The following is a 25,342-nucleotide window of genomic DNA, read 5'->3' as shown; positions in this document are numbered from 1 at the left end:
TTTTTAAATCTTTGACTCCACCTGGAGGTATTTACTTGGGTTGTCAGGGTCCGCTATGAACCAGGCCGGATTTCCCGCCTGATCCCTGCCTAATTTTGCTCCTTCAACGGGAGGATGAATGCCATCCTCTTTTTTGGGAGAAGCCGGGTCACTCAGGGGAATTAAATCCACACTCATCAATTCAATTACACTTTCCCTGAATTTAGCTGCGATCAGCTCAATTTCGTCCAGTGTATGTGACTCAGTGAGGAAACATGGAAAACCATCCCAGATGTGAATGCCCTTTTCACGCATCAGCGTAAACAAGAGTTCGCTATAAGGATATTCTTCTTTGAACTTGATTTTCCATAAAGAGCCGAAGTAGGCAGCGTACATAGGAAGCTGAAACTCATTGATAGTACTATTCAATAAGTCGGCCAGAAACGCGGTATTATGATTTAAGATGGTTTGTAATTCAGTTCCTTTTTCTTTGAGATATTCCAGAGTTGCTTTACCTGCCGCCAGTGCCAGTGGATGTCTGACAAAGGTACCCGCGAAGTAAGTGACACCGATCTCAGGAATAGAATCATCCCCGTATTGCCAGTATCCCCCGTCCAGGGCATCCATAAATTGTTTCTTTCCGGCAATGGCCCCTATAGGCATGCCTCCGCCAATTACCTTTCCATACGTGCCAATGTCGGCCTTAACGCCAAACATAGCCTGGGTACCTCCCTGATGGGCACGGAAACCGGTAATTACCTCATCAAATATCAGAACCGTTTCAGATTTTAAAGTGATCTCCCGTATTTCTTTTAAGAAAGCCACAGGCTGAAATTCCGGTCTCCTGCTTTGTACGGGCTCTACCAGTACAGCGGCCAGTTCATCGGCCCTTTCCCTGATGATCTGCAGACTTTCATCTGTTCCGTAATCCAGGATCAGCATGTTTTGGACCACCTCCGGCATGATGCCGGGGGCTGCCGGGAAGCTTTTCAGTTTTTTTGTTCCCCTGATGATCACCTCATCATTGATGCCGTGATAGGATCCGGAGAAGGCAACGATCAGCGAACGGCCGGTTACCGTTCTGGCAATTCTCATGGCACCCAGGACAGCTTCCGAGCCTGTATTGCATAGTGCAGCACGGTCAAAGCCGGTAAATTCACAAATGAGCTTACTTACCTCGCCGGCCAGCTCATGCTGCGGGCCAATTTCATATCCTTTTTCAACCTGGTCCAGTACAGCAGTTTTTAATGCCGGATGCTGATAGCCGAGTAAATTGGAACCAAATCCATTTAAAGCGTCTATATATTCATTCCCGTCGATATCCCACAAGTGGCTTCCGAGGGATTTATTGGTGACAATCGAATAAACGATCTCTTTAGTATACGGTTTAAATCCGGAGACTACTCTCGGATCTGCCATATGCGCCCTGTTCTTTTGTGTAGAGGCTTTACTTCCGGCTGTCCTTTGATTATACCGTAAAGTTAATTTTTCCAGAAAATCCCTTTGCACAGGGCTGAGTGCCGAAGCTTGTTTTTCTACCCGTGCGATCGCGCCGAATGGTTTTTTAAGCTCTGTCAGTTCTTCGGCTGAAAGTTCTGATAACGTAAGTTCAGGTTTTGCAGCCTTCGCTGCGGCAACCGGGAGGGGAGCAACATGGTCTGCATAAGTTTGTGCAGGTGGGGATTGCATTAATTCTACCTGTTTAGACAGGAGCTGCAGTTGTTGTGCGATCAGTCCGAGTGCCGAATCAGCCGGGGCAAAGCTGCCATTTACGGGAGAAGCAGTAGCCACCGGTGGCGCATATGCTGGCGGGGCTGCTGCAGGAGCCGGGGCAGTTTCTTTCGGCAGGCTTTGATCAATGAATGCCGCGAGCGTATCAATAGTTGAATACTCTTCATTCAATTGTCTGAAAGTGATCGGCAGTGCAAATTCTTTTTTGAGCATCAGTGCTACCTGAGTCAGCAGCAGTGAATCCATTCCGATTTCTATAAAGCTCATTTCAGGAGTAACACCATCCATCTCAATTCCGGAAGCATTTTCCAGAATATATTTTATTCGTTCTATTAATGTGTTTTTCCTCATAACAGTTAAGGTTTCTGTAGCAGGTTGGTTAATGTTGAATTGCTGTGGTTTCGGGTTTGCCCAAAACCTTTTTTTGTGATAGCTATAGGTTGGAAGATCAGTTCTTCTTCTCTGCTGACCGGTATAAAATGATGCCCAGTCAGGGTTTAATCCCAGCTGCCAGGCTTTTCCAAATGCAGTTAAAATGGAATCAATGGCACCCGAAGCTTCTTTTTTATCCAGACTGGCAATGGCATTGAAACTGGTTTTACTTCCATGCTGCCAGGCCAAAGTAGTGCAGGTATTTCCCGGGCCGGTCTCAATGAGTATGGGGTTATCCATTTCCAGCAGGGTAGCTATTGCAGGAGAAAAAAGTACTGTCTTCCTGAGGTGGTTTGCCCAGTAAGCAGGATCCTGTGCCTCTGCATCCGTAAGGAAATTACCGGTTACCGTAGATACGATTGGCTTCCGGGGTTTATTTAATTTAACCTGTCTGACCAGCGCTGTAAATTCCGGTATTACAGGGTCCATCATCCATGAATGAAAGGCATGGCTTGTCAGCAGTTTTTTGTGTAATATCTGTTTTTCATCCAGTTGCTGCTGAAAAGCGGCGATATCTTGATCCCTTCCTGCAACTACACATAATTTCGGACTGTTCACAGCGGCGACAGACAATGCTGCAGGAAGAAGCTCTTCCACCTGTTCAAATGCTGCGCGTACGCTGAGCATGCTTCCTTTTGGTAGCCTGCTTACCAGATCTCCCCGGGTGGCAATTAACCTGAGCCCATCCTCCAGGGAGAAGATCCCTGATAAATGTGCAGCTACATATTCGCCTATACTGTGACCGCAAAGTATAGAGGGCTGTATTCCCCGGCTCATCCATAATCTGGCCAGGGCATAGGACACAACGAAGAGGGCCGGTTGCGTATACTTCGTATTGCTGATATCTATCTCTGCCTGCAGGTTACCTGGTTCAGGATAAATCACGTTTCGGATATCTTTATCGAGATAGCCTGATAAAATACCGGCGCATTCATCAACTGCAGCCCTGAAGACTTCTTCATGCTGATACAGTTCGGCACCCATATGCAGGTACTGTGCACCCTGTCCGGGAAACATAAAAACCGTTTCTCCCGGAAGATGTTTAAGCCGGGCAACTGATACTGCCGTTTGTGCCAATGCGCTTTCCAGTTCCTCGTTTGTCCCTGCAACAACAAAGCTGCGGTGGTTGAAGTCCGTCCTTGTCGTTTGCAGCGTATATGCTGTATCTGCCAAGTTAAGCGTTGAATGCGACTTTATAAATTCTTTTAAGTGCTCCTGGTAAGCCTGCAGGCTCTCTGCAGATTTAGCAGACCAGCTGAAAATATTTTTTGCTTTGCCCGGATCGCTGTTCGATGGTTCCGGATGTGCATATTCTTCAACAACAACATGGACATTGGTGCCACCGACACCAAATGAACTGACACCGGCTCTTCTCACCTGTTCCGTATCCCATGGCTTTAGCCGCTGGTTGACGTAAAACGGAGAGGAGGAGAAATCAATATTCGGATTGGGCTTATCGAAGTTAATCGAAGGCGGGATCTCTTTATGATACAGCGCCAGCGTTGTTTTAATAAGGCCTGCCACACCCGCAGCAGCCGTCATATGCCCCATATTGCTTTTTATTGAACCGATGGCACAGTATTGCTGAACCGGCTGTTCGCCAAAAGCCTGTCTAAGGCCTTCAATCTCAATGGGATCACCAAGAGGCGTTCCTGTACCATGTGCCTCCACATAAGAAATTGTTGCCGGGTCTACTGCAGCCTCATTGATGGCCATTGCAATTGCTGCAGCCTGTCCCTCTGTACTAGGAGCAGTAAAACTGCCCTTACTGCCACCATCGTTATTTACGCCGGTACCTTTGATGATGCCGTAAATGGTATCTCCATCTTTTTTTGCAGCAGCCAATGTCTTTAAAAGTACAACTCCGGCACCATCACTGAAAACCGTCCCGGTAGAATTTTCATCGAATGATCTGCAATGTCCGTCTTTACTCAGCATCGCACCTTCCTGATAGATATGGCCGCTTTTAACCGGCGAAGTCACACTCGCCCCGCCAGCAATAGCCACATCGCACTGGTTTTTACGCAGACTTTCTACAGCCTGTGAAACAGCAAGCAGAGATGTTGAACAGGCGGAGAAAACACTGACTGCCGGTCCTTTCAGGTTAAGTTCGTATGCTGTTCGTGAAGAAATATAATCTTTTTCATTTACAGTCATTACCTGGAAACTGCCTACCTGGCTGATCAGTTCGGCATTACCGGATACATTTTGCTGGTAATAACTGTTATTTCCTGATCCTGCAAATACACCGATCAATCCGTCATATACCGATGGCAGGTGTCCTGATTTTTCAAGTACATCCCTGCTGATCTCCAGAAAAATGCGCTGCTGGGGATCCATCGCTTCTGCCAGTTTGGGGTTGATGCCAAAAAACAACGGGTCAAAAAGTTCTGAACCCTCAATGATTCCCCGGGCACTTACATAATCAGGGTCATTCTTTACCTCATCCGGTATAGAGACATCAAGCTCCTCCTTTTTGAAAAAGCTGGTAGTTTCTTTTCCATTACGTAATACTTCCCATAGCTCATCAACTGTCCGGGCACCCGGAAATCTTCCGGACATCCCTATGATGGCTATCGGCTGTGCCGGATCTGCAGGGTTTATTGCGTTCCTTTTTGTTTTCTTCTCCGCTGAAGCCGGATTCAGGTATTCCAGGATCTGGCTGATACTCGGGAACTGGTAGAGTTTGGTGATCGGCAGTTCCATATGGTGTTCTGAGCGCAGCAGGGAAACCGTTTTTAATGCCAGCAGCGAGTTACCGCCCAGCTCAAAAAAATTATCATCTATACCAACAACATCCAGTTCAAGTACCAATGCCCAGACAGCTGCAATTTTCTTTTCATCATCTGTTTTTGCAGCGCGGTAGAGGACCGATTGCTCGGGCCGTTTACGTTCAGGCGGGGGAAGTGCTTTTTTATCCACCTTGCCACTTGTAGTCTTTGGAAGGTCGTCCATCCAGATAAAGGAAGACGGGATCATGTAGTCGGGTAGTTTTTCTTCCAGGTATTTTCTTATCCCGGCTGTACTTTCGTCTCCATTGCCTGCAACAAGATAAGCAAGTAACCTGCTTTGGCCTGCTGAATTGTTTTTGGAGATTACAATAGCTTGTTTAATACCTTCAATGGCATTCAGCTGCACCTCAATCTCACCGAGTTCAATCCGGTAGCCCCTGATCTTAACCTGGTCGTCTCTTCTTCCCAGGAACTCAATTGTACCGTCCTGCTGGTAAGATGCCAGGTCGCCCGTCAGGTAAACCCTGGTATTTGTTCCGTTTACGCTAATCCAGACAAATTTTTCGGCACTGAGCTCCGGTCTGTTCAGATAACCGTCAGCAAGGCTGATTCCGGCGATCGCCAGTTCTCCCGTTTCTCCTGCGGGTATCGGGTTTTTATGTTCATCTACGATATAGATGGAAGTATTTGCTACAGGTGTTCCTATGTTCGGCAGCAGGGGCCATGTTTCAGGAGAGCCGTCAAGTAAAAGTTGTGTAACCACATGGCACTCCGTTGGGCCGTACTGGTTATAGAGTATACAGCCATCAAGGCTTTTAAAAAATTCCCTGACCTGGGGAGTGATCTTCAGCTGTTCACCGGCAGTCATCACCTCTTTGAGGCTTTGTGGGAACTGACGGGTACTGCTTGCTGCCTCTGCGAGGAACTGCAGGGCAACGAAAGGAAGAAAAATGCGGTCTATCCTGTTAGTGGCAATGTGTTTGAGCAGGTTTACCGGATCCAGCCTCAGGTCATCGTTTACCAGAACCAGTGTAGCACCCGTTGTCAGGGTGGCGAAGATCTCCTGGAAAGAGACATCAAAGCTCAGGGGGGCGAACTGCAGCGTTCTGCTCCCCGGGCCTGCTGCAGAATTTCCGTGCTGCCACAGAATGAGATTAGACATTGCCCGCTGCGTCATATATACTCCCTTTGGACTGCCTGTCGAACCGGATGTATATAAAACATAGATATTAGGATTTTGCCTGAACACGGGTGTTTTTCCTGCCGTGTTCATCGCAGATGGGCCGGTTAATCCTAGTTTACGGAAAAAATGCTCCTCACTGTTTTCAGCAAGACAGGTTTTAACGCCCGAATCGGTTATGATCTGCTGAAGTCTCTGTTCCGGATAGGCAGGGTCCAGGGGCAGGTATGCTTTTCCGGCCCCAAGTATAGCGAGTACGGCAACTATCATTTCAACAGAGCGGCTCGTACTTACACCTATAAGGTCTTCATCAATTGCAGCAGCGGCTATCTTTTCGCTAAAGCGCTGTACCCTTTCATACAGGGCCTGATAGGTAACCCGTTCATCTCCAAAGGAAATAGCAGTTCGTTCCGGAAATTCTTCAGCAGTATTTTTAAATAGGCTGTAAATCAGCGGGAGATGCGCTGTATCAATAAAATTTTGCTCGGTACTATTTTTCATTGAGTTCTGATTTTTTTAACTGATCGTAGATGTCTTTCTTCACGAACAGGCGTTTTAGTGCAACGGTAGAATGAACCAGGATATAACCGGCTTTTCTTAATTTGTCGCAACTATTTTTGATCCTGAAATGGAACCCCTTGTCATTTGTATTATAAATTTCATCAAACTCCACAAGAATGGCTTTGATATCTAACTTGTCTTCAACAATAGTATCGATCACTTTATATTCTGCACCTTCAATCTCTATTTTAAGGAGGTCTATGTGTGAATGTCCCAGCTGTTTCATCAGGTTGCTTAAGCGGTCTACCGGGGCTTCAATAAAGCTTTTTGAATCTGTGAAGAGATAAGCCGAATGAGAAGAATAGTTTTCCCTTTCCGGATCGTAAAATTTCAGGATATCTTTTTTATCCCAAAGTCCGACAGCAATAAACTTAATTTCGGCAAATTGTTTTGGCCCTATGTGATATACATATGGGGCGATGGTTTTGTCGAGCGTTAACGGCGTACGGTTATTCACATATTCTTTTACCTCATTATAATGGTTAATACCATATGGTGACGGATCGAAAATATAGACCCGGGAATCAAATTTCATTTTTAGCTCAGTATCAAATGATATATCCTCACCTGCACCAACGCAATAGACGATAGATTCGGGTTTTAGAAGATGGTCGGGCACAAGATATCCATGTCTTTCTGAACCGAAATAGGTAAGGTTATTCAAAGGTTGTACGTTTGACTGGGGGTGTATCCCCAGCATTTTTTTTATAAGTTGCGTTGCCATTTATATGATACTGATCTGAATTTTCTATATATATTACTGTTTATTACTAAAACTTTCCTATTCTTAATTTAAGAAAAATCAATGAGATTTAGGCAAAAATAATCTGTTTTAAATCTTCATTATCAAGGTATTTTCTTTGAAACACACGTATAGCTGTAGTGCGTATTTTCATAAACCTGAAAATGAGTAATGTTATACTCTTTACATCAATTGTACCAAAGTGGCAAATCTTCAAAAATTTGAGTGTTTCATTTGTCAATCTTTAAGCATTGGCTTGGCTGTGTGACAAATACTAACTTCAGTACCAAAACCGTTCCCCCTGCTTTGCGGCGCAGATCGTTTTAGCAATTGGCCTGTCTTTAGTATACCTGTTGAAAGTTAATTTCGCTTCCGTCCGGTCGGGCCGGTGCGTAATATGAGTTTAGAAAAACAAAACCGGTACTTTTTTATGAGTAGGGTATTATTTTCCACAATTATATTCAATACTTTTGGATTTGATACGAATTAGGCTCTAACCCGAAAGAAATTTCGTTATGGATAAAGATGAGATTGTAATTAGTGAAATATTGGTAGCAGCAAAATCCCTGTTTGGAAAATTTGGGTTAAAGAAAACTACTATCGATGATATTTCTGCAGCCTCAGGAAAGGGAAAAAGTACGCTGTATAATTATTTCCCTGGGAAGAATGAGATATTTGAAGCAGTGGTTAAATATGAAATGCAAACCGTGATCAAAAATTTGCAGGATACCGTAGATGCGGCTCCTTCTGCAAAAAATAAACTGAAGGCATTTTTAACTACACAAAGTACTGCCATCCTGGAATTGCGTAGTCTTTATAAGGTCCTGTTTGAAGATATTATTGAATCCCGGAAGATGTTAATGCCATTGAGGTTGAAATATGAACGGATTCAGATCGAAATGATCACACAGATCATATTGGGAGGAGTACATTCTGCTGAATTCAAAAACATTTCAGATACGCATATTCATAAACTGTCGTTAGTGATGGTCATAGCATTCAGGGGACTGCATTTTCCGCTTTCAATTAATCCTGCTGATATACAACCTCATGAGTATTTTGATGCGCTGGTAGACATGCTCATTGAAGGAATTGGGAATTAAAAAATTAAACCGCCATATTTATATGATGAACTACCTTGAAGTGTTAGATCAGGTTCGGGCACACATCGCCAGCCTGTTTCACGCTAATAAAGACGAAAGACTAATCTACCATAACCTCGACCATACAGAGCGGGTGGTAAAAGCAGTAGTTAAAATTGCAAATCACTATCAACTGTCTGATCATGATTTCTTTGTGGTAAATGCCGCAGCCTGGTTTCACGACATTGGTTATTTAACAAGCTTTGACCATCATGAGGCCAGGGGCGGGGAATCTGCAAAACAATTCCTTACCGCCAGGGGAGCGGAGCCGGAGGTGATTGAACTCATCGTGAACTGCATTCTCGCTACCAAAATGCCGCAGCACCCCGTGAGCCTGCTGGAACAGATCGTTTGTGATGCAGATCTCTTTCATTTGGGTGGCGACAATTTTAAAGAAAATAACAAACTGATGCGCAGGGAAGTAAAGGCTTTCCATGAAAAAGATATTGATAAGGATGAATGGCGGCTGAAAACGATTGCGCTCTTTGAAGGGCACCACTACCATACAGAATATTGCCAGGATCTGCTGAATGCAAAAAAAGAACTAAACCTACAGGAGTTGAAAGACAAATCAGAAAAACAAGCGCTTAAGGAAGAAAAAAAAGTGGAGAAGGAACAGGAAAAAGAGGAAAAGAAGGAGCGCAGGGAAGAGAAGAAACAGGAGGAGGATAAAGCCGTTATGAAGAAAGAGGCAGACGTCACCACCGTAAAAAAGAAGAAAAACGACCGTCCCGATAAAGGGATTGAAACGATGTTCAGAATTACTTCCGGAAATAACCAGCGTTTGAGCGATATGGCAGATAATAAAGCCCATATTATGATTTCTACCAATTCCATTATCTTATCGGTGATCCTGAGTATCCTGCTGCGCAAGCTGGAAGATAATCCGCATCTGATCATTCCTACGCTGATACTACTGGTCATTTGTGTGGTCACTATGGTGTTTTCTATTCTTGCCACGCGCCCTTCAGTACCTGAGGGGACATTTAGTGCCGAAGATATCAAACAAAAAAAAGTGAACCTGTTGTTTTTTGGTAATTTCTACCGGATGGACCTGCCGGATTATGTTGCCGGAATGGAACAAATGATGGAAGACCGTGATTTCCTCTACGGCAGCCTGATCCGCGATGTATATTCCCAGGGTGTAGTTTTAGGTCGCAAATATCGTTTGTTAAGAGTAGCATATAATGTTTTCATGTTCGGCATCATCGGCTCAGTTCTTGCTTTCGTCATCGCAGCCGCCTGGGTTGCACTTTAACAGCCATATGGAAGAGTACACATTTTATAATCGCGACCTGAGTTGGCTGAGCTTCAACGAAAGGGTTTTAATGGAAGCTGAAAGCGGAAATGTCCCCCTGTTGGAACGGATCAGGTTCCTGTCTATTTACTCTTCAAATCTGGATGAATTCTACAGGGTCCGGATGCCTGTATTAATGGCGATTGATAATTTTGATGACAGAACCGGCCTGTACAATACTTATTATAAGGCACAGTACCTGATCAACCAGCAGCAGGAAAGGTTTGGTCATCTGCTGTCCAATTATATTTTACCGGCTTTAAAAGAAGAAAATATTCATTGGTTATACAATGAAGCTATCCCTTCAGCGATTGAAGACCAGGTCGCCGGTATTTTTTTTAACGAAGTGCTTGCCTATATCAGGCTGTTCTCTGTGGAAAAGGATGATGATGGCTTCTTTGCCGAAAACAATAAGTTATACCAGGCAATCATGCTTACCGATGGGGAAGGAACTGAACGCCTGGAGCTGATCACCGTTCCTTCGGATACCCTGCCCAGGCTTTTTGCCCTGAATGACGCCGGGCGCAAATATGTGGTCTTCCTGGATGATATCATCAGAAATAACCTCGCCTATCTTTTCCCGGGGGAAAAAATCACCGGTGTGTATAACATTAAGATCACCAGGAACGCGGAACTGAACCTGCGTGACGAAATTGATGAAGATATTACTTCAGCTCTGGAAAAGGAGCTGAAAAAACGTGATCTGGGTTTTGCGACCCGCTTTTTATGTCAGCCGGGTATTCCCCTCAGGCATTTGTACAGGATCATTTATACTTTAAACCTCTCCAAAGCATCTGTAGTGCAGGGAGGTTTTTACCACAATATGAAAGATCTGGGTGGCTTTCCTTTGCAGGATGCGCATCTAAGCTATACCAAATGGCCTTCACATCAATCCCTGTATTTAAAAAAGGAAGAAACACTGTTTAACCTGATCATGAAAAAGGACCTGATGGTTCATGTTCCCTATCAGAATTATGACCCCATCCTCCGGTTTTTCAATGAAGCTGCAAATGACAATTTTGTGGAAGAGATCTCTGTTACCCTTTACCGTGTAGCAGATCACTCCAGAATAGTGAACGCCTTAATCACGGCAGCAAAGAATGGGAAAAAGGTATCCGTCATGGTAGAGCTGAAAGCCCGGTTTGATGAAGCCAACAATATCAAATGGGCTTCCAGGATGAAGGAAGCAGGTGTCAAACTGATCTATAGCAATGCCGACATGAAGGTACATGCAAAAGTTGCACTCGTGAAAAGAACGGTAAGGGACCAGAGCCATTATATAGGTTTACTGGCCACGGGCAACCTGAATGAGTCTACAGCGAGGTTTTACACTGATCATATCCTGATGACGGCAAACCAGGATATGCTGCAGGAATTGCAGCAGCTCTTTGGCTTTCTGCGTAAAAAGAAGAAAAAACCATTGCTGGAAGATGACATCAATTTCGGGCATCTGCTGGTCGCACAATTTAACCTTCAGCAAAAATTTCTCAGCCTGATAGACCGCGAGATCCTGAATGCCGGAAAAGGTTTGCCGGCGCAGATCGTGATCAAAATGAATAACCTGGAGGAGAAGGTGCTCATTTCCAAATTATATGACGCTTCTAATGCAGGGGTAAAAGTTCAGCTGATCATCCGGAGTGTATGTTGCCTGATCCCCGGAGTAGCGGGACAGAGTGAAAATATCACGATCAGGCGTATTGTGGACAGATATTTAGAACATGGACGGATATTTGTGTTCCATAATCATGGTGAAGAGGAAGTTATTATGGGTTCTGCCGATTGGATGAACAGGAATATCTATGGCAGAATTGAGGTTTGTTTCCCAATTTACGACGAATCACTGAAAAGCAGGTTAATTGAAATGTTAAATTTGCAGCTGAACGATACTGTTCAGGCAGTAGCATTGAACGAAGAATTGCAAAATACCTATATTACCGGAGAACCGCAGATCAGTTCCCAGCGTGCCATATACGAACTGTTAACAGAGGTGAAGACAGTAGAAACAATTAATGCGATATGAAAGGATTTTTTAAAAAGCTTATAATTTGCGTACTCCCGGTTTTTATACTGATCGGGTTTTATGCCTGTAAGCCTCCAAAACCATCATTTACCAGTCCGGCTCGTTATGATCTCAATCATCCCGAGAAATTTAATATGCCTGAAAGTTTGCTGGAGATCTCAGGTATCGCATTTTATAAGGATAAAAGTGATACTGTTTATTCTATACAGGATGAAGACGGAAGGCTTTTCAGACAGGCCTGGATGAATAAAAAGCAACAACATGCCCGGTTTGCATCAAAAGGTGATTATGAAGATATTGCTATTTTAAATGAAACCGTCATGGTGCTTGAAAGTAAAGGTACGCTCTATGTGTTTCCTTTCACTGAAGCTACGCAGGAAGATATACAGGATATTAAAATATTCAAGGACATTCTGCCAAAGGGTGAATACGAAAGCATTTATGCTGACAATCAAACGAACCAGGTATACCTGCTTTGCAAGAACTGTAAAGATGATAAAAAAGATAAGTCGATGTCGGGCTCTATTTTTACCTACAATTCAACTAAAAAGGAACTGATCCCCTCGGGTAATTTTTCCATGGACCTTTCCGGGATGATTGAAAAGGATGAAATACTGAAAACCGGACTGAAGGCATCGGCGCTGACAAGAGATCCGCATTCCGGCGAATGGTATATCCTTTCTTCGGTGAATAAAGTGCTGGTAGTAGCTACTCCGGACTGGAAGGTGAAAAGTGTTCACCGCTTAAACTCTTCTATCTTCAATCAGCCGGAAGGTTTAGCTTTTGACGACCAGATGAATTTATATATATCAAATGAGGGTGATGAGCTTTCTGCCGGTAATATCCTGAAGTTTAAACCTAAACCTTAAGACAATGCAGGCCATAACTTTAGACTTGGATAAATCCATTAGCGGGATTGATACCGGGGCAACCGGAACTGATATTCAGTTTTCATTAAAGCCTTTTATTGATTTTCTTACCGAAAAAATGAGTAAGGAAAAAACTGCCAAGATCAACTTTTATAAGTATATGCTGGAGCAGTTTTCCGTTTACCCTGAACTGCAGTTTGCTATTCCGCAAGAGGACACTTCAAAGTACAATCATCTTTATGAATTGATATATACTGCGCTGTCACCCATCATCAATGAGGAGAATGAACAGTTATGGGCACTGGGCAGGCCTATTTCACCTTGTTTTTATTATGGAACGGATGCCTTTTATTCCGTTTTACTGGGTAAAGACGGGAATTTAAGGGAGAGCCTTGCCCTGCCCTCAAAGGCGGTAATGGAAAAGAGCAAGATCCTGAATTTCTATAGCATTGTCCTCAAAAGATTTTACAATTTCAGTTTAGGTGGTCAGCAGGATACCATCAAGTCGATCGTTGACCATGATACGCACCTGCTTAAATATTACCGGTTAAATATTGATAACCGGTTCCTGGAGGTTAAAGCCCATGGGGAATTGCCCGATCTTACGCTGCAGCGGATTAAGGAATACATGAAAGATGAAAGTACCAGTATTGAACTGCTGAGCAAACTGCTGCCAGCGGAGATGTTCAGCATTGAAGGGATCTCTATCGTTAACCTTACGGACGTGACTGCAGAATACGCGCTTGAGGCCATAAAGAATACCATTATTGAACACAATCAATGTATGGAAGGCTGGAACAATTCCGTGATTGTAAATGCCCTGAAATCATTGGTTGGAACCGCCGCCATAGAGTTTAGTCTTTTACCTTACATGAGGCTGAATAAAAAAGCACTGTTATATAGTCATGAAGGTTTTGAAAGCGTAATTATCAGACAGGCAAAGCTCAACGGCCTGCCGGAAGATGAATATACGGTACTTGCAGATGATTTTATTGCCCACCCCCGCAGGCTGATCTTCCCTGATGTCAGTAACACCAATGCCGATGAATTTCCTTTGCTCAGGCTGATTGCCGACGGAGGGATCAAATCATACGGACTGTTCCCTTTATATTATAATGCAAAACTGGTGGGCTGTCTGGAAGTACATACAAATGATCCTCTTGCTTTTAACGGAAGCACCCTTTCAAATATTGAAGCAGCATTTCCTTTGCTGGCACAGCTTTATCAGAATATTATTGTCGATTTCAACAATGAGATCACCTCGATTGTGACGGACAAGTTTACGGCATTGCAACCCGCAGTTCAGTGGCGTTTTTTCCAGGTGGCGTACGACTATATGAAGTCAGGCGCTGCCGAAAAGAACCTGCCGATTGAACCGGTTTATTTCGAGGATGTTCACCCTTTTTATGGAGCTATAGACATTAGAAACTCCAGTATCGAGCGTAATCTGATGATCAGGAAGGACCTGTATGCACATTTCGAAGTGCTTGAGCTAACGCTCGAGAACCTGCGGGCGAAGATTCCGGATGGGTTTTCTGAAGATTTCCCCAGGCAAAAGTCGGCATGGAACCACAAGAGTTTTGATGAAATGTCCGACCGTGAAATTATGAAAACTGATGATTATCTGCAGCGTCAGCTTCCAATATATTTTAATATGCTGGCTGAAGAGCACCCTGAAGCTAAGGAACTGATTGACGGATATTTTGAGTTGACGCAGCCAGGCGGGAAGATATATGAGAACAGGGATAACTATGAACTGAGCATGCAAATGATCAATCATGCGCTGAACAGGCACCTGGATGAGTTTAATGCAGAATTACAGGAACTCTATCCGTGTTATTTTGAGAAGTTCAGAACGGATGGCGTGGAATTCGATATCTATCTCGGGCAATCAATTGCTCCCGATCAAAAGTTTGATTACCACTACCTGACAGATTTCCGGTACCGGCAATTGAAGGCAATTGCCGAAATTGCCAGGATAACAGGAAATCTCACCCCGCATTTACCGATACCCCTGGAAACAACACAGCTGATCTTTGTTTACGATAAGCTGATCGATATCGGCTTCCGCCTGGATGAACAGCGGTTCGATGTAGAAGGAAGTTACAATATCAGGTATCAAATGGTTAAAAAAAGAATAGATAAAGCACACATCAAGGACAGTACAGAACGCCTCACCCAGCCTGGTAAAATTGCTATTGTTTATTTTAATAATTCTGAAGCACAGGAATATTTGGGCTATATTCACCGTTTGCAGAGCGAAAAGATGCTGACCGACGTGATCGAATATATCGATGTGGAAGAACTGCAGGGTGTTGAAGGATTAAAAGCATTACGGGTTGAGGTTGCCGGAACGAATACAGCTTAATAAAAATATACATGATTTCCAGGAAGAATAAAGTAAGTTTAATGGTGATAGCCTTTTCTGCGGGCTTGCCGTTTATGGCTATAGCCCAGCAGTCTCACAACAGGGACTCCATCACCATTGCTATTTCTCCTGTTTATGACTCCGTGAGTAAGGCACACCGCTTCTTTTTCGGTGAAAGTTACCGTAAACTTTGGGCTACTCCTGTTAAGGTAAGGATCGTAGACCTGCAGAAGGAGAGGGGCGGAATGAAGGTCCTGAAGCTTGGCGGAGGAATGCAAACCCGTTCACTGCAGCTGAAGGATGCCTCTGGCCAGGAATGGGCATTGAGGACCGTCCAGAAATACCCGGAGCGGGGACTGCCCGAAAACCTGAGGGCCACGATCGCTAAAGATATTGTGCAGGATCAGATTGCCACCAATCATCCTTTTGCTTCTCTGGTAGTCCCTCCCTTGGCAGAGATCCTGCAAATTCCGCATGCACATCCTGAAATTATCTATATCGGCGATGATCCCGCCCTGGAAGAATACCGGAAAGATTTTTCTAATGCCGTTTATTTACTGGAAGAACGGTCACCCATCGGATTTGAAGAAAGTGACAATACCCAGAAAGTAGAACGTAAACTCGAAGAAGACAATGACCATCAGGTGGACCAGAAACTACTGCTAAGCGCAAGACTGCTTGATTTTATTGTGGGCGACTGGGACAGGCATGAAGATAACTGGCGATGGCTGAAGGATAAGGACAAAAAAGGAGATGTCACCTACATCCCTGTACCGAAAGACCGGGACAAGGTGTTTTACAGCACATCGGGTTTATTGCCATGGGTGCTCTCTCACCAGTGGCTGAAGGCTAACCTGCAGCCTTACGAAGAAAACATCCGTGCTGTAGACCAATACAATTTTAACCAGCAGAACTTCGACCGCTATTTCTTAAACTCTTTGTCTGAAAAGGACTGGAAGGAAGCAGTAAAGTATGTACAGGAAAAACTTACTGCCGGTGTTTTACGCCAGGCGATGCTGAAGATCCCCGCCAATATTTTCGCTGAAGGCGGTGAGCGTACACTTCAGATCATGATTGCCAGAAGGAACAACCTTGAAAAGAGCGCCATGGACTACTATCGTTTTCTGGCAAAAACCGTAGAGATCCCAACGTCAGACAAGGGTGAATACTTTGAAGTAAAACATCAAAAGGATGGCGATATCGAGCTGACCATACACAACATTAAAAAGGGTGGTGAACAGGGCAGAAAACTCTATCACCGTACTTTTGACCATACTGTAACCAAAGAGATCAGGCTTTATGGAATGGGAGGGGAAGATGTATTTGATGTGACCGGCAATACTACATCTCCGGTTACCGTCAGACTTGTAGGAGGAGATGATAAGGATACCTTTAAACTGAACCCGGAATTACGAGGCAGTGCTAAAACATATGTTTACGACCGTATCGACGAGGAAAATGACCTTTCTGCGGCCGCTGTCGCGAAACTCCGCCTGTCCAGGGATACGGCTGTAAACCAGCACAAATTTAATTATATCTATGATCAGTTCGGGCCATTGTTTCACCTGAATTATAGCGTGGACAGGGGCATACAGCCGGGTATAGGGCTTATCTTACAGAAACAGGGCTTCAGGAAGTATCCGTATGCTTCCAAACAGGAATTTTGGGTAGATTATTCAACCGGAAGAAAGGCTTTCATGCTCAGTTATGCCGGTGATTTTAAAAAGGTAGTGGGCAACTATGACTTCAAAGTGAATGCTCAGTTCCTTGGCCCGCATAACCTCAGTAACTTTTTCGGACTGGGAAATGAAACGGCCTTTATCCAGGATGACGATGATGACCGTAATGAAGACGAAGGTAAGGACAGGGGGATCTCCTATTACAGGAACCGCTATGATTACCTGACGGCCGATTTTCAACTGTATAAAAAACTCAATAAATGGACTATCGGTGCAGGTATTACAACTGAATATTACACCAGCAGCCGCAGTGCGAATGAGGACAGGTTCCTCCATGATTTTAATATAAGCAATCCTGAAGAATCTGTTTTTGCCGATCAGTCTTACGCTGGATTGATTACCGAAGTCAGCTATGATTCAAGGGATAATATTGCTATGCCCAAAAAGGGCCTCTACTGGAATACCAGGATTACGGGAAGCCAGCAGATCAATGGCGATCGCGATCGTTACGGAAAACTGCAAACTGAATTCCGTTCGTACTTTAATCCCGGAAACGGCGGATTTGTGATTGCAAACCGCGTTGGCGGAGGAACTACCGTTGGCAATCCGGAGTTCTTTCAGCTCCTGCAGCTCGGTGGGGTACATAACCTCCGCGGTTATCACTCCAATCGATTTACAGGCAAAACCATGGCTTACGAGAGTCTGGATTTCAGGCTGAAGCTGTTCGATTTTACTTCGTATGTTGTTCCAGGTTCGATAGGACTGCTTGCATTTAATGACGTAGGCCGGGTATGGTATCCGGGAGAATCTTCGGATCAGTGGCATTATAGTTATGGCGGGGGGATTTACATTGTCCCTGCTGATCTGATCCTGATCCAGGCTGCGGTTGGCATTTCGAAGGAAAGTACATTGCCCTATATTTCTGTCGGGTTTAATTTTTAAACTGCGTATTCTTGCTGTCTTCTTTTGCTATCGTTTTCTGGCTACCGTTTTCTGGCTACCGTTTGCTTTGGATCATCTCAGCTGAAAATATGGTATGCTGTATTCCGACTGCATAGTCTCGCTGCGCTCAACGACGCTAGGTCGGAATACAGCATACCATATTTTTTACAGATCATACCAGGGATCTTCTAAACCCGCGTACTTACCCGGCCACCATACAACCTCCATAACCCGGCCACTGTACATGCCACCATACATGCCACCATGCTACAGGATAACCGTTAAAAAAAAAGAAACATTGGTTTTGATGCCTCTCCGGCTGCGCTTCAGCAGCCGGCAGCATCAAAACCAATGTTCTTTTTTTCAGCGAAGCCCAGAGGAGCTTTAGCGCCGGTGAAAAAGATTATTCTGCCGGCCGGTAGGTGACTTTCGAACTTACCGTTACACCATTACTGACAGATGTGACCGTAGCCGGATAACCATCCGTATTGTAAGTATAACTAAAACTCTGATTGAGATCAGGTTTCAATACATAAGTACATGCCCTGACATTGTTAATACAGGAGAAAAAAAGCTTGTTCCCATCCTCGGCAGCAAATAACCAGGCATAACCGGCGTTTTTAAACAGGCCGTTTTTTTCGTCATAAAGATACCCGGCACTGAGCGCATCGATACTGTTCTGATCTCTGATAACGTTACCGGATGCGGAGTAAAATTTCTGGCTGGTACCGAGCAGTTTGTTTTGCAGATTATAGTGACTGATCTGGCTTAACCGCGATGCTGTATAGTATGTGAAAACATCATTTCCCGCGTCGTCATATCCCTGATCGGTTACCAGATATTTGTTTGCCCTGACCACCCATCCGTCCTTGTCCAGCGTGTACTGTGTGAAAGAACGTAATTCCAAGCCCTGATAACTCATGAGCGCTGAAGGTTTACCCGAAGTATTGTACTTAAGAACAGTGCTGGTCCCATCTCCATATTCTACTTTGGAAAGCGAATTGTCCGCCGTATAACTGAATGTTATTTTTGATTTTCCCGTTCCAATTTGAAGGGGAATAAGTGCTTTTTCCTGGCCGGTACCACCAGGAGATTCCGTGTCGTGAATTGCTTTGGTTTGAGGTTCTGCTTTCTTACAGGCAGGGATCACGCTGAATCCCGTCAGCAGGCAAAATGCAAGAATATTAATATGAATTTTCATAATCTTAATAGTTTATTTATTTAATTCATAACTTAATTCTATTTATGGTTATCGTGGTTAATTAATTAAAAATATTCTTTACACATGCTCTTTAATTCGTCAGGCTTTAATTTAAAATAATACCAAACAAAGTGCGGTTATTCCGGTTATAACTCATATTTTGATCTTAAATTTTGTTCAGTTCAACGATTGCCATCCCGAAAATTATATGGAAATAATTCATTTGAGTGCAGAGTGTTATCCGGTAGCTAAAGTAGGCGGACTGGGTGATGTTGTAGGGGCTTTGCCAAAATATCAGAATAAACTCGGGCATTTTTCCAAGGTGGTCATGCCCGCATATAACAACCCGTTTATGTGGGAGAGTGAGTTTGAAGTAGTGTATGACGCCTGGGTAAACTTAGGCCGTCAGGGATTTCCCGTTCGCATCCTCCGGGAAAAAACAAATAAACTGGGGTTTGATCTTTACCTGGTACATATTGCGGGGTTAACCGACCGTGATAAAGTATATGGTTACGCTGATGATACCGAGCGTTTCCTGGCTTATCAGATTGCTGCGCTCGACTGGATCAACCAGTGGGAGCACCGTCCCGATGTCATCCATTGCCATGATCACCATACCGGACTCGTTCCCTTTATGACGGCGAACTGTGAAAGATATAAAAGCCTGAACCATATTCCTACCGTATTGACGATTCACAACGCCCAGTATCAGGGACAATTCGGATGGGATAAACTCCATTATTTACCGGCTTTCGATCTTTGGAAATCAGGACTGCTGGAGTGGAGAAATGCAATCAACCCACTGGCCTCAGCCATTAAAAATGCATGGCGTGTGACCACTGTTTCGCCGAGTTACCTTAATGAGTTGAGTCACCGCGCAAATGGGTTGGAAAGTTTGCTGGCAAGTGAACGCGGTAAGTCTTCCGGGATTCTGAACGGTATTGATAATGAGGTATGGGACCCTAAAACGGATGTTATGCTTGAGAAATGTTACAATACAAGGACAGTTGACAGTGGCAAGAAGGCAAACAAAGCGGCATTGTGTGCTGTTTTTAACCTGGATCCCACAAAGCCTCTATTCACGTTTATCGGTAGGTTGGTAGGCGAGAAAGGTGCAGATTTGTTGCCTGATATTTTTCACAATGCGCTTGCCCATAGCCGGGGAAATATTAACATCCTGGTTTTAGGGTCTGGTGACCCTGTCGTAGAAGGAAAATTATCAGAACTTAATACATGGTTTGCAGGGAATTATAATGCTTATATCGGGTATAATGAAAAACTTTCCCACCAGATTTATGCGGGAGCTGATTTTTTGCTCATGCCTTCGAGAGTTGAGCCTTGCGGCCTGAACCAGATGTATGCCTTACGGTATGGTACTATTCCAATCGTAAGAAGAGTTGGCGGATTGAGAGATACGGTAGTTGATATAGGAGACGGAGGATTTGGAATTTGTCATGATCAGACGAGCGTTTGGGACGTTGGACAGGCAATGGGAAGGGCCTATGAATTATACAAGGATAAAAAAAGAATGAAAGAGATTCTCAGATATACGATGCAATTGGACCATTCCTGGGATAGGGCTGCCCAACAATATATAGACACATACCAAATGTAATTTAAAAATAATATGACTGAAAAAGTATTGGGAGTTATTCTTGGCGGTGGTCAGGGCTCCAGATTATCACCACTTACCCAGACACGTTCCAAACCGGCAGTTCCGATTGCGGGTAAGTACCGTTTGGTAGATATTCCTATTTCCAATTGTCTGAACTCCGGTATACACCGCATGTTCGTACTTACACAATTTAACTCTGCCTCTTTAAACAAACATATCAAGAATACTTATTACTTCAGTCATTTTAGTGATGCATTTGTTGATATTCTGGCTGCTGAACAGACTCCGGACAACCCTACCTGGTTCCAGGGAACAGCGGATGCGGTAAGACAAACCATGCACCACTTGCTGCAGCATGAGTTTGAATATGTGCTCATCCTGTCGGGCGACCAGCTTTACCAGATGGATTTCAATGAAATGCTGATCGCACATGAAGAAAGCGGTGCAGCAGTAACATTGGCAACCATCCCAAGCACCGCAAAAGATGCCACAAGTTTTGGTATCCTTAAGGCTAACGAGGATAATATCATCACTTCATTTATCGAAAAGCCAAGCAGTGACCTACTGGTAGACTGGGCTTCAGATACAGGCCCCGAAATGCAGGCCGAAGGCAGAAACTACCTTGCTTCAATGGGGATCTATATCTTTAACCGCGATCTTTTATTGAGCATCTTTGCCGAAAATCCTGATGAAAAGGACTTTGGAAAAGAAATCATTCCGAGAATGCTGAAAGAACAGAAAGTATTGAGTTTTCAGTATGAAGGTTACTGGACCGATATCGGTAATATCTGTTCTTTCTTTGAAGCTAACCTGGGGCTGACAGATGATATTCCTAAGTTTAATCTTTTTGATAGTCACCAGAGTATTTTTACGCGTCCGAGGATGCTTCCGCCAACCAAGATATTAAGTTCATCCCTTGATAAAGCCGTGATTGCTGAAGGGTGTATTCTGAATGCAGATTATATTAAACATTCTGTAATTGGTATCCGTTCCAGGATCGGCAATGGAACAACGATTGAAAACGCTTATATTATGGGGAGTGATCGTTACCAGACATTAGGCGAGATAGCTGAAGAGAATGAAAAGGGTAACCCGCTGATTGGAATTGGTGACCGCTGCAGGATTATGAATGCTATCGTTGATAAAAATGCAAGGATAGGGAATGACGTGCAGATTAACGGAGGCCCGCATATGCCAGACGGCGATTTTCAATCTTACGCAGTAAAAGACGGGATCGTGGTGGTTAAAAAAGGTGCTATCATTTCAAATGGTACCGTTATAGGATAATCTCATAAACCGATTACAGAGAGGATGTTTTTACAAGAAAACATCCTCTTTTTTTTGCATTTAACATAGCCTGCATTTTTGCCGGTAATGCTATACTACATTTTTGCGTTGATTTCATTTGCTATTTCAAGCATACCCTGCTCAAAACCGAGTTCATATCCCATTTTAAACACCTCTATAAAGAAATCTTTTGATTCACTGTCCAGACGGCCTTCGGCAGCTTCTTTTTCAGCAGCCTTTTCCGCTGCTTTTTCCGGGTGATAAAGAGTCCGGTTGTCCTTCCTGTCCACTTCCTTCACCTGAGCGGCATGCGTTTCACGTTCTTCGTCCGTTAAGCCTGCAAGTTCAGCAGCTTTAAAAAGTTGCTGGAAGATCTCTTCACCGAAACACGGAGGAACGCTGTCCAGTTCATGGAGATGGCTCAGCAGGTAAAACCATTTGTCTGTTTCTGTTTCCAGGCCCTCTTCGGATTTGGAGAACTCGGGTATTTCCAGGAACTTAAAGCCGAGTTTGCCATGAGGGTTTCTTTTCATATCCATCTTCGTAAAACTGATTTCCCTGTAATAAAGGTCTTCGCAATCTCCGAAACTGAAATTCAGCAGGCCCAGCAGGTAACATTCTTTATGCGGAAAGCCGGATTGCTTGCTGCCGTCTGCCTCCAGATCATTAAAGAAACTGGCCATAAAGTCACGTGTGCTTTTTCGGAACAGATCTTCTTCTATACGCTGGATGACCACCTTAAACTGCTTCCCGTTTTTTTCTGTACACAGCAGCTCTGAGAAGGCTTTTTTCCCTTCTTCATTCCGCTCACCTGTTGTCTCCGGCTGGTAAGTGATATCGGCAATCTGTTTTTTTTCTTCAAAAACAGCAGCTAAAAATTTAATGAGGATTTCTTTATTCAGCATATTGCCAAAAAGATGTTTAAATCCAAAATCTGTGAGCGGGTCAATGTAACGGTTCGTTTTTTCTGACATAGTTTAATAAGTTATATGTCAAATGTAATTACCATTATTTACTTAAGCAAACAATATTAATAATAAATTAATTTATATTAACCAATATTATATAATAGAGCCTGTTTAATTTAAATATTAATTAATTGTTTGGAACGCCAAAATTTAAATTGCTATCATATCACGATTCTGGTATTGTTTTGGGTAGGATGCCCGGTGCAGATAAGTACCCTTCCCATTGCAATTTCCTGATCGGTAAGGATCTCATTGTAATCCATCCTGACGCCTCCATCGGTACATGTGGCCACACATGAACTGCAGATACCGGCCCTGCAGCTGTAAGGCACGTTGATCTGGTGCTCCAGGGCAACCTGTAAAATCCTTTTGTAGTAAGGAACCGCTAACTGGTAAGTATTTTGATTAAATTCAAGAATGACGCTATAGGTGTTCTTGTCCCGTACCTCTTTTTCGGTCATGTCGTCATCATCAGCTTCGTCTTCGGGAATGAAATAGGTCTCTTTTTTGATCTGGTCCAGACGGTATCCCATGGCCAGCAGGGAAATCCTGCACATGACCATATAATCAATAGGCCCGCAGGTATAACACAGCGCGTCTGACTGATCATATCCTAGATTTGCCCCAACAAGATCATGGATCAGGAAACTGTTCAGGCGCGCAAACTGAAGCCGTTTGGAATCACTGAAGAGGAAGATCAGTTTGAAACGCTCAGGATACCACTGCTGCCATTCGTTCAGTTCATCATAAAATAATGTACTGGCCTGCGACCTGTTACTATAGATCAGTACCACCTTAGACTGGTTTTCCCTGGTTAAAGCAGTTTTTAAAATGGAGAATACAGGTGTAATACCCACCCCGGCAGCAAAGAGAAAAACGGTGCGTCTGATCTCCGCCACAGGGCTGTACGTAAAGATCCCGTTTGGCAGTAAGGTGGTCAGTATATCACCCAGGGCAGTTTTATGGTGCAGGTTTTTGGAGATCTCTCCGTTTTCAACCAGTTTAACGGCAATGCTCAGGGCTTCATTTACATCCGGAGAGCTGCATATGGAATAGGAGCGCCTGATCTCTTTACCTTTCACTTCAAACAGCACTGTCAGAAATTGTCCGGCCTCGTAATGTGGCATGGCACCCTCAACAGGGGCTAAACGGATAAAAACATTATCCCCAGGCTGTTTCGAAATTTCAGTGATACGTAACTGTAGTGTGGTCATCCTGCAAATCTATCGATTTCCTTTAAACATAGTTAAAAACCAGTGAGAAGATGGTCTTTTCCCCGGGTACAGAACTTACTTCAAGGCTCCCGTAGTGCATTTTCATGATATTCCTGGTGATGGTCAGGCCAATACCGGAACCGTTTTTCCTGGTGGTAAAAAAAGGAACGAAAATCTTCTCCAGTACCTCAGGTTCAATTCCCTTGCCATTATCGGCCACATCGATGAACAATTTATTCTGCTCCAGCCGGTAGTCAATCTCTATCAACGGATTCTCCGTGTCTTCCAGGGAGTATATGCTGTTCGTCACCAGATTGATCAGCGCCTGTTCCACGAGTTTAAGGTCTACGTTTACGGTGATCTTTGAAGAGGTTTGTCCTACCTGCAGCCTGATGTTTTTTGCAGCAGCAAAGGGCTGCATCAATACATGAATATGCTGCAGGATTCCGCCTATACTGTGGAATTCAAGCTCCGGAGTAGGCAGTTCGGCGATCAGCCGGTAATCTTTTACAAAGCCAAGCAGTCCCTCTGACCGTCTTTTGATTGTTTGCAGGGCAGGTTTGAGGTCTTCCAGATCCTCTTTATTCAGGTATTCTTTATTGGCCACCATGCTGTTGACCGTATCTGATAAGGAACTGATCGGCGTGATGGAGTTCAGGATCTCATGGGAGATCACCCCGATCAGCCTGTTCCAGGCTTCGATCTCTTTTTGCTCAATCTCATCTTTGATGTTCTGAAAAGAGATAATCGTATAGTCTGCCCCGTATAAGTTCAGCGGGATCACCTCGGTAGACAACTGGATGAGTTTGTCCTGTATCTTCAGCTCGAGGAACCTTTTACCTCCCTTACGGATGTGCGCTATCTCGGCCGTGAAAACCGGCAGATGCTGTTTCAGGCGGTGCCAGTATTTATAGGCAGGAACGTTCAGCAATGTGGCAGCCGCTTCGTTAAAAAAAGCAATTTCCATTTGTTCTGCATCATCTTTAACGTCTTTCACTACGATCACGCCAACGGGAACCTGCTGTAAGATGGTTCTGATCAGCTGGAACATCGCATCCTGTTCCAGTTGTATATCCTTGTGGGTCTTTATAATATCATCAAATGAATTATACAGATCGGGAAAACTTCCTTTGGTGCTTTTATTTTTGAAATTCAGCGTGTGGTCGCGCGTTTTGATGGCAAGGATAAAACGTTTGATGTCTGACCTGATCTGGTTGATATAACTGTAAAGGGTATACACTGAGGTGATTAGGATAAATGACAGCCCCGCGATGGTGAACCAGAGCTTTGTTTTGAGGATGAGGTAAATCAGCAACCAGCCCAGTGCATTAATAAACAAGAGCTTGAAGATGAGCCTGAAGGTAAACCGTTCGTAAAACATAG

Annotated in this window: 14 protein-coding genes; 8 read left to right on the top strand and 6 right to left on the bottom strand. The window is 44.0% G+C overall.

Translation table 11 applies throughout. The features are described 5' to 3' along the window. Positions 1-3: 3 nt before the first annotated feature. Positions 4-6,555: a type I polyketide synthase gene (locus BLW16_RS16690; protein WP_090558712.1), complete on the bottom strand. Its 6,552-nt coding sequence runs from the start codon at positions 6,553-6,555 to the stop codon at positions 4-6. Next, positions 6,545-7,339 (bottom strand): FkbM family methyltransferase, encoded by a 795-nt coding sequence (locus tag BLW16_RS16685; protein ID WP_090558711.1) that lies wholly within the window; start codon positions 7,337-7,339, stop codon positions 6,545-6,547. The genes BLW16_RS16690 and BLW16_RS16685 overlap by 11 nt, the downstream gene beginning before the upstream one ends. A 533-nt stretch (positions 7,340-7,872) precedes the next feature. Here BLW16_RS16685 and BLW16_RS16680 point away from each other — a divergent pair. From BLW16_RS16680 to BLW16_RS16655, 6 genes are read left to right on the top strand one after another with little or no spacing between them, the layout of a single operon-like run. Continuing rightward, positions 7,873-8,460: a TetR/AcrR family transcriptional regulator gene (locus tag BLW16_RS16680; RefSeq protein WP_090558710.1), complete on the top strand. Its 588-nt coding sequence runs from the start codon at positions 7,873-7,875 to the stop codon at positions 8,458-8,460. 25 nt (positions 8,461-8,485) lie between these two features. Further along, positions 8,486-9,757, top strand: a complete 1,272-nt coding sequence (locus BLW16_RS16675) for a Pycsar system effector family protein (RefSeq protein WP_090558944.1) — start codon at positions 8,486-8,488, stop codon at positions 9,755-9,757. 7 nt (positions 9,758-9,764) lie between these two features. Beyond that, positions 9,765-11,816, top strand: a complete 2,052-nt coding sequence (gene ppk1 / locus BLW16_RS16670) for a polyphosphate kinase 1 (RefSeq protein ID WP_090558709.1) — start codon at positions 9,765-9,767, stop codon at positions 11,814-11,816. Next, positions 11,813-12,685 carry an SdiA-regulated domain-containing protein gene (locus tag BLW16_RS16665; RefSeq protein WP_245735350.1) on the top strand — a complete coding sequence of 291 codons (873 nt, stop codon included), beginning with the start codon at positions 11,813-11,815 and terminating at the stop codon, positions 12,683-12,685. The genes ppk1 and BLW16_RS16665 overlap by 4 nt, the downstream gene beginning before the upstream one ends. A gap of 4 nt (positions 12,686-12,689) precedes the next feature. After that, positions 12,690-15,053 (top strand): GAF domain-containing protein, encoded by a 2,364-nt coding sequence (locus BLW16_RS16660; RefSeq protein WP_090558707.1) that lies wholly within the window; start codon positions 12,690-12,692, stop codon positions 15,051-15,053. An 11-nt stretch (positions 15,054-15,064) separates the two neighbouring features. Then, positions 15,065-17,674, top strand: a complete 2,610-nt coding sequence (locus BLW16_RS16655) for a BamA/TamA family outer membrane protein (RefSeq protein ID WP_090558705.1) — start codon at positions 15,065-15,067, stop codon at positions 17,672-17,674. 403 nt (positions 17,675-18,077) lie between these two features. Here the strand turns inward: BLW16_RS16655 and BLW16_RS16650 are convergent, their stop codons facing one another. Then, positions 18,078-18,875, bottom strand: coding sequence for a hypothetical protein (locus tag BLW16_RS16650; RefSeq protein WP_090558703.1), 798 nt, complete (start codon positions 18,873-18,875; stop codon positions 18,078-18,080). 208 nt (positions 18,876-19,083) lie between these two features. On the opposite strand from BLW16_RS16650, the gene BLW16_RS16645 reads away from it, so the two are divergent. Beyond that, positions 19,084-20,490, top strand: coding sequence for a glycogen synthase (locus tag BLW16_RS16645; RefSeq protein ID WP_090558702.1), 1,407 nt, complete (start codon positions 19,084-19,086; stop codon positions 20,488-20,490). Between the two features lie 12 nt (positions 20,491-20,502). After that, the gene (locus BLW16_RS16640; RefSeq protein ID WP_090558701.1) at positions 20,503-21,777 is read left to right on the top strand and encodes a glucose-1-phosphate adenylyltransferase; all 1,275 of its coding nucleotides are present in this window, start codon (positions 20,503-20,505) and stop codon (positions 21,775-21,777) included. Between the two features lie 95 nt (positions 21,778-21,872). On the opposite strand, the gene BLW16_RS16635 is transcribed toward BLW16_RS16640, so the two are convergent. From BLW16_RS16635 to BLW16_RS16625, 3 genes are all read right to left on the bottom strand, one after another. Continuing rightward, positions 21,873-22,751 carry a PD-(D/E)XK nuclease family transposase gene (locus BLW16_RS16635; RefSeq protein ID WP_090558700.1) on the bottom strand — a complete coding sequence of 293 codons (879 nt, stop codon included), beginning with the start codon at positions 22,749-22,751 and terminating at the stop codon, positions 21,873-21,875. Positions 22,752-22,906: 155 nt separating this feature from the next. Beyond that, positions 22,907-23,959, bottom strand: a complete 1,053-nt coding sequence (locus BLW16_RS16630; RefSeq protein WP_090558699.1) for a ferredoxin--NADP reductase — start codon at positions 23,957-23,959, stop codon at positions 22,907-22,909. Between the two features lie 22 nt (positions 23,960-23,981). After that, complete coding sequence (locus BLW16_RS16625) at positions 23,982-25,340, bottom strand: sensor histidine kinase (RefSeq protein WP_090558698.1); 1,359 nt, start codon at positions 25,338-25,340, stop codon at positions 23,982-23,984. Positions 25,341-25,342 lie beyond the last annotated feature (2 nt).

Origin of the sequence: Pedobacter hartonius, assembly GCF_900107535.1 — a bacterium.
GTDB lineage: Bacteria > Bacteroidota > Bacteroidia > Sphingobacteriales > Sphingobacteriaceae > Pedobacter > Pedobacter hartonius.
Note: the sequence above shows the minus strand (reverse complement) of the source record. Positions and strands in the feature narration are given on the sequence as shown.

Coding starts and splice junctions, on each gene's coding strand:
- BLW16_RS16690 (WP_090558712.1), bottom strand. CDS start 6,555: ATGAAAAATAGTACCGAGCAAAATTTTATTGATACAGCGCATCTCCCG.
- BLW16_RS16685 (WP_090558711.1), bottom strand. CDS start 7,339: ATGGCAACGCAACTTATAAAAAAAATGCTGGGGATACACCCCCAGTCA.
- BLW16_RS16680 (WP_090558710.1), top strand. CDS start 7,873: ATGGATAAAGATGAGATTGTAATTAGTGAAATATTGGTAGCAGCAAAA.
- BLW16_RS16675 (WP_090558944.1), top strand. CDS start 8,486: ATGAACTACCTTGAAGTGTTAGATCAGGTTCGGGCACACATCGCCAGC.
- ppk1 (WP_090558709.1), top strand. CDS start 9,765: ATGGAAGAGTACACATTTTATAATCGCGACCTGAGTTGGCTGAGCTTC.
- BLW16_RS16665 (WP_245735350.1), top strand. CDS start 11,813: ATGAAAGGATTTTTTAAAAAGCTTATAATTTGCGTACTCCCGGTTTTT.
- BLW16_RS16660 (WP_090558707.1), top strand. CDS start 12,690: ATGCAGGCCATAACTTTAGACTTGGATAAATCCATTAGCGGGATTGAT.
- BLW16_RS16655 (WP_090558705.1), top strand. CDS start 15,065: ATGATTTCCAGGAAGAATAAAGTAAGTTTAATGGTGATAGCCTTTTCT.
- BLW16_RS16650 (WP_090558703.1), bottom strand. CDS start 18,875: ATGAAAATTCATATTAATATTCTTGCATTTTGCCTGCTGACGGGATTC.
- BLW16_RS16645 (WP_090558702.1), top strand. CDS start 19,084: ATGGAAATAATTCATTTGAGTGCAGAGTGTTATCCGGTAGCTAAAGTA.
- BLW16_RS16640 (WP_090558701.1), top strand. CDS start 20,503: ATGACTGAAAAAGTATTGGGAGTTATTCTTGGCGGTGGTCAGGGCTCC.
- BLW16_RS16635 (WP_090558700.1), bottom strand. CDS start 22,751: ATGTCAGAAAAAACGAACCGTTACATTGACCCGCTCACAGATTTTGGA.
- BLW16_RS16630 (WP_090558699.1), bottom strand. CDS start 23,959: ATGACCACACTACAGTTACGTATCACTGAAATTTCGAAACAGCCTGGG.
- BLW16_RS16625 (WP_090558698.1), bottom strand. CDS start 25,340: ATGTTTTACGAACGGTTTACCTTCAGGCTCATCTTCAAGCTCTTGTTT.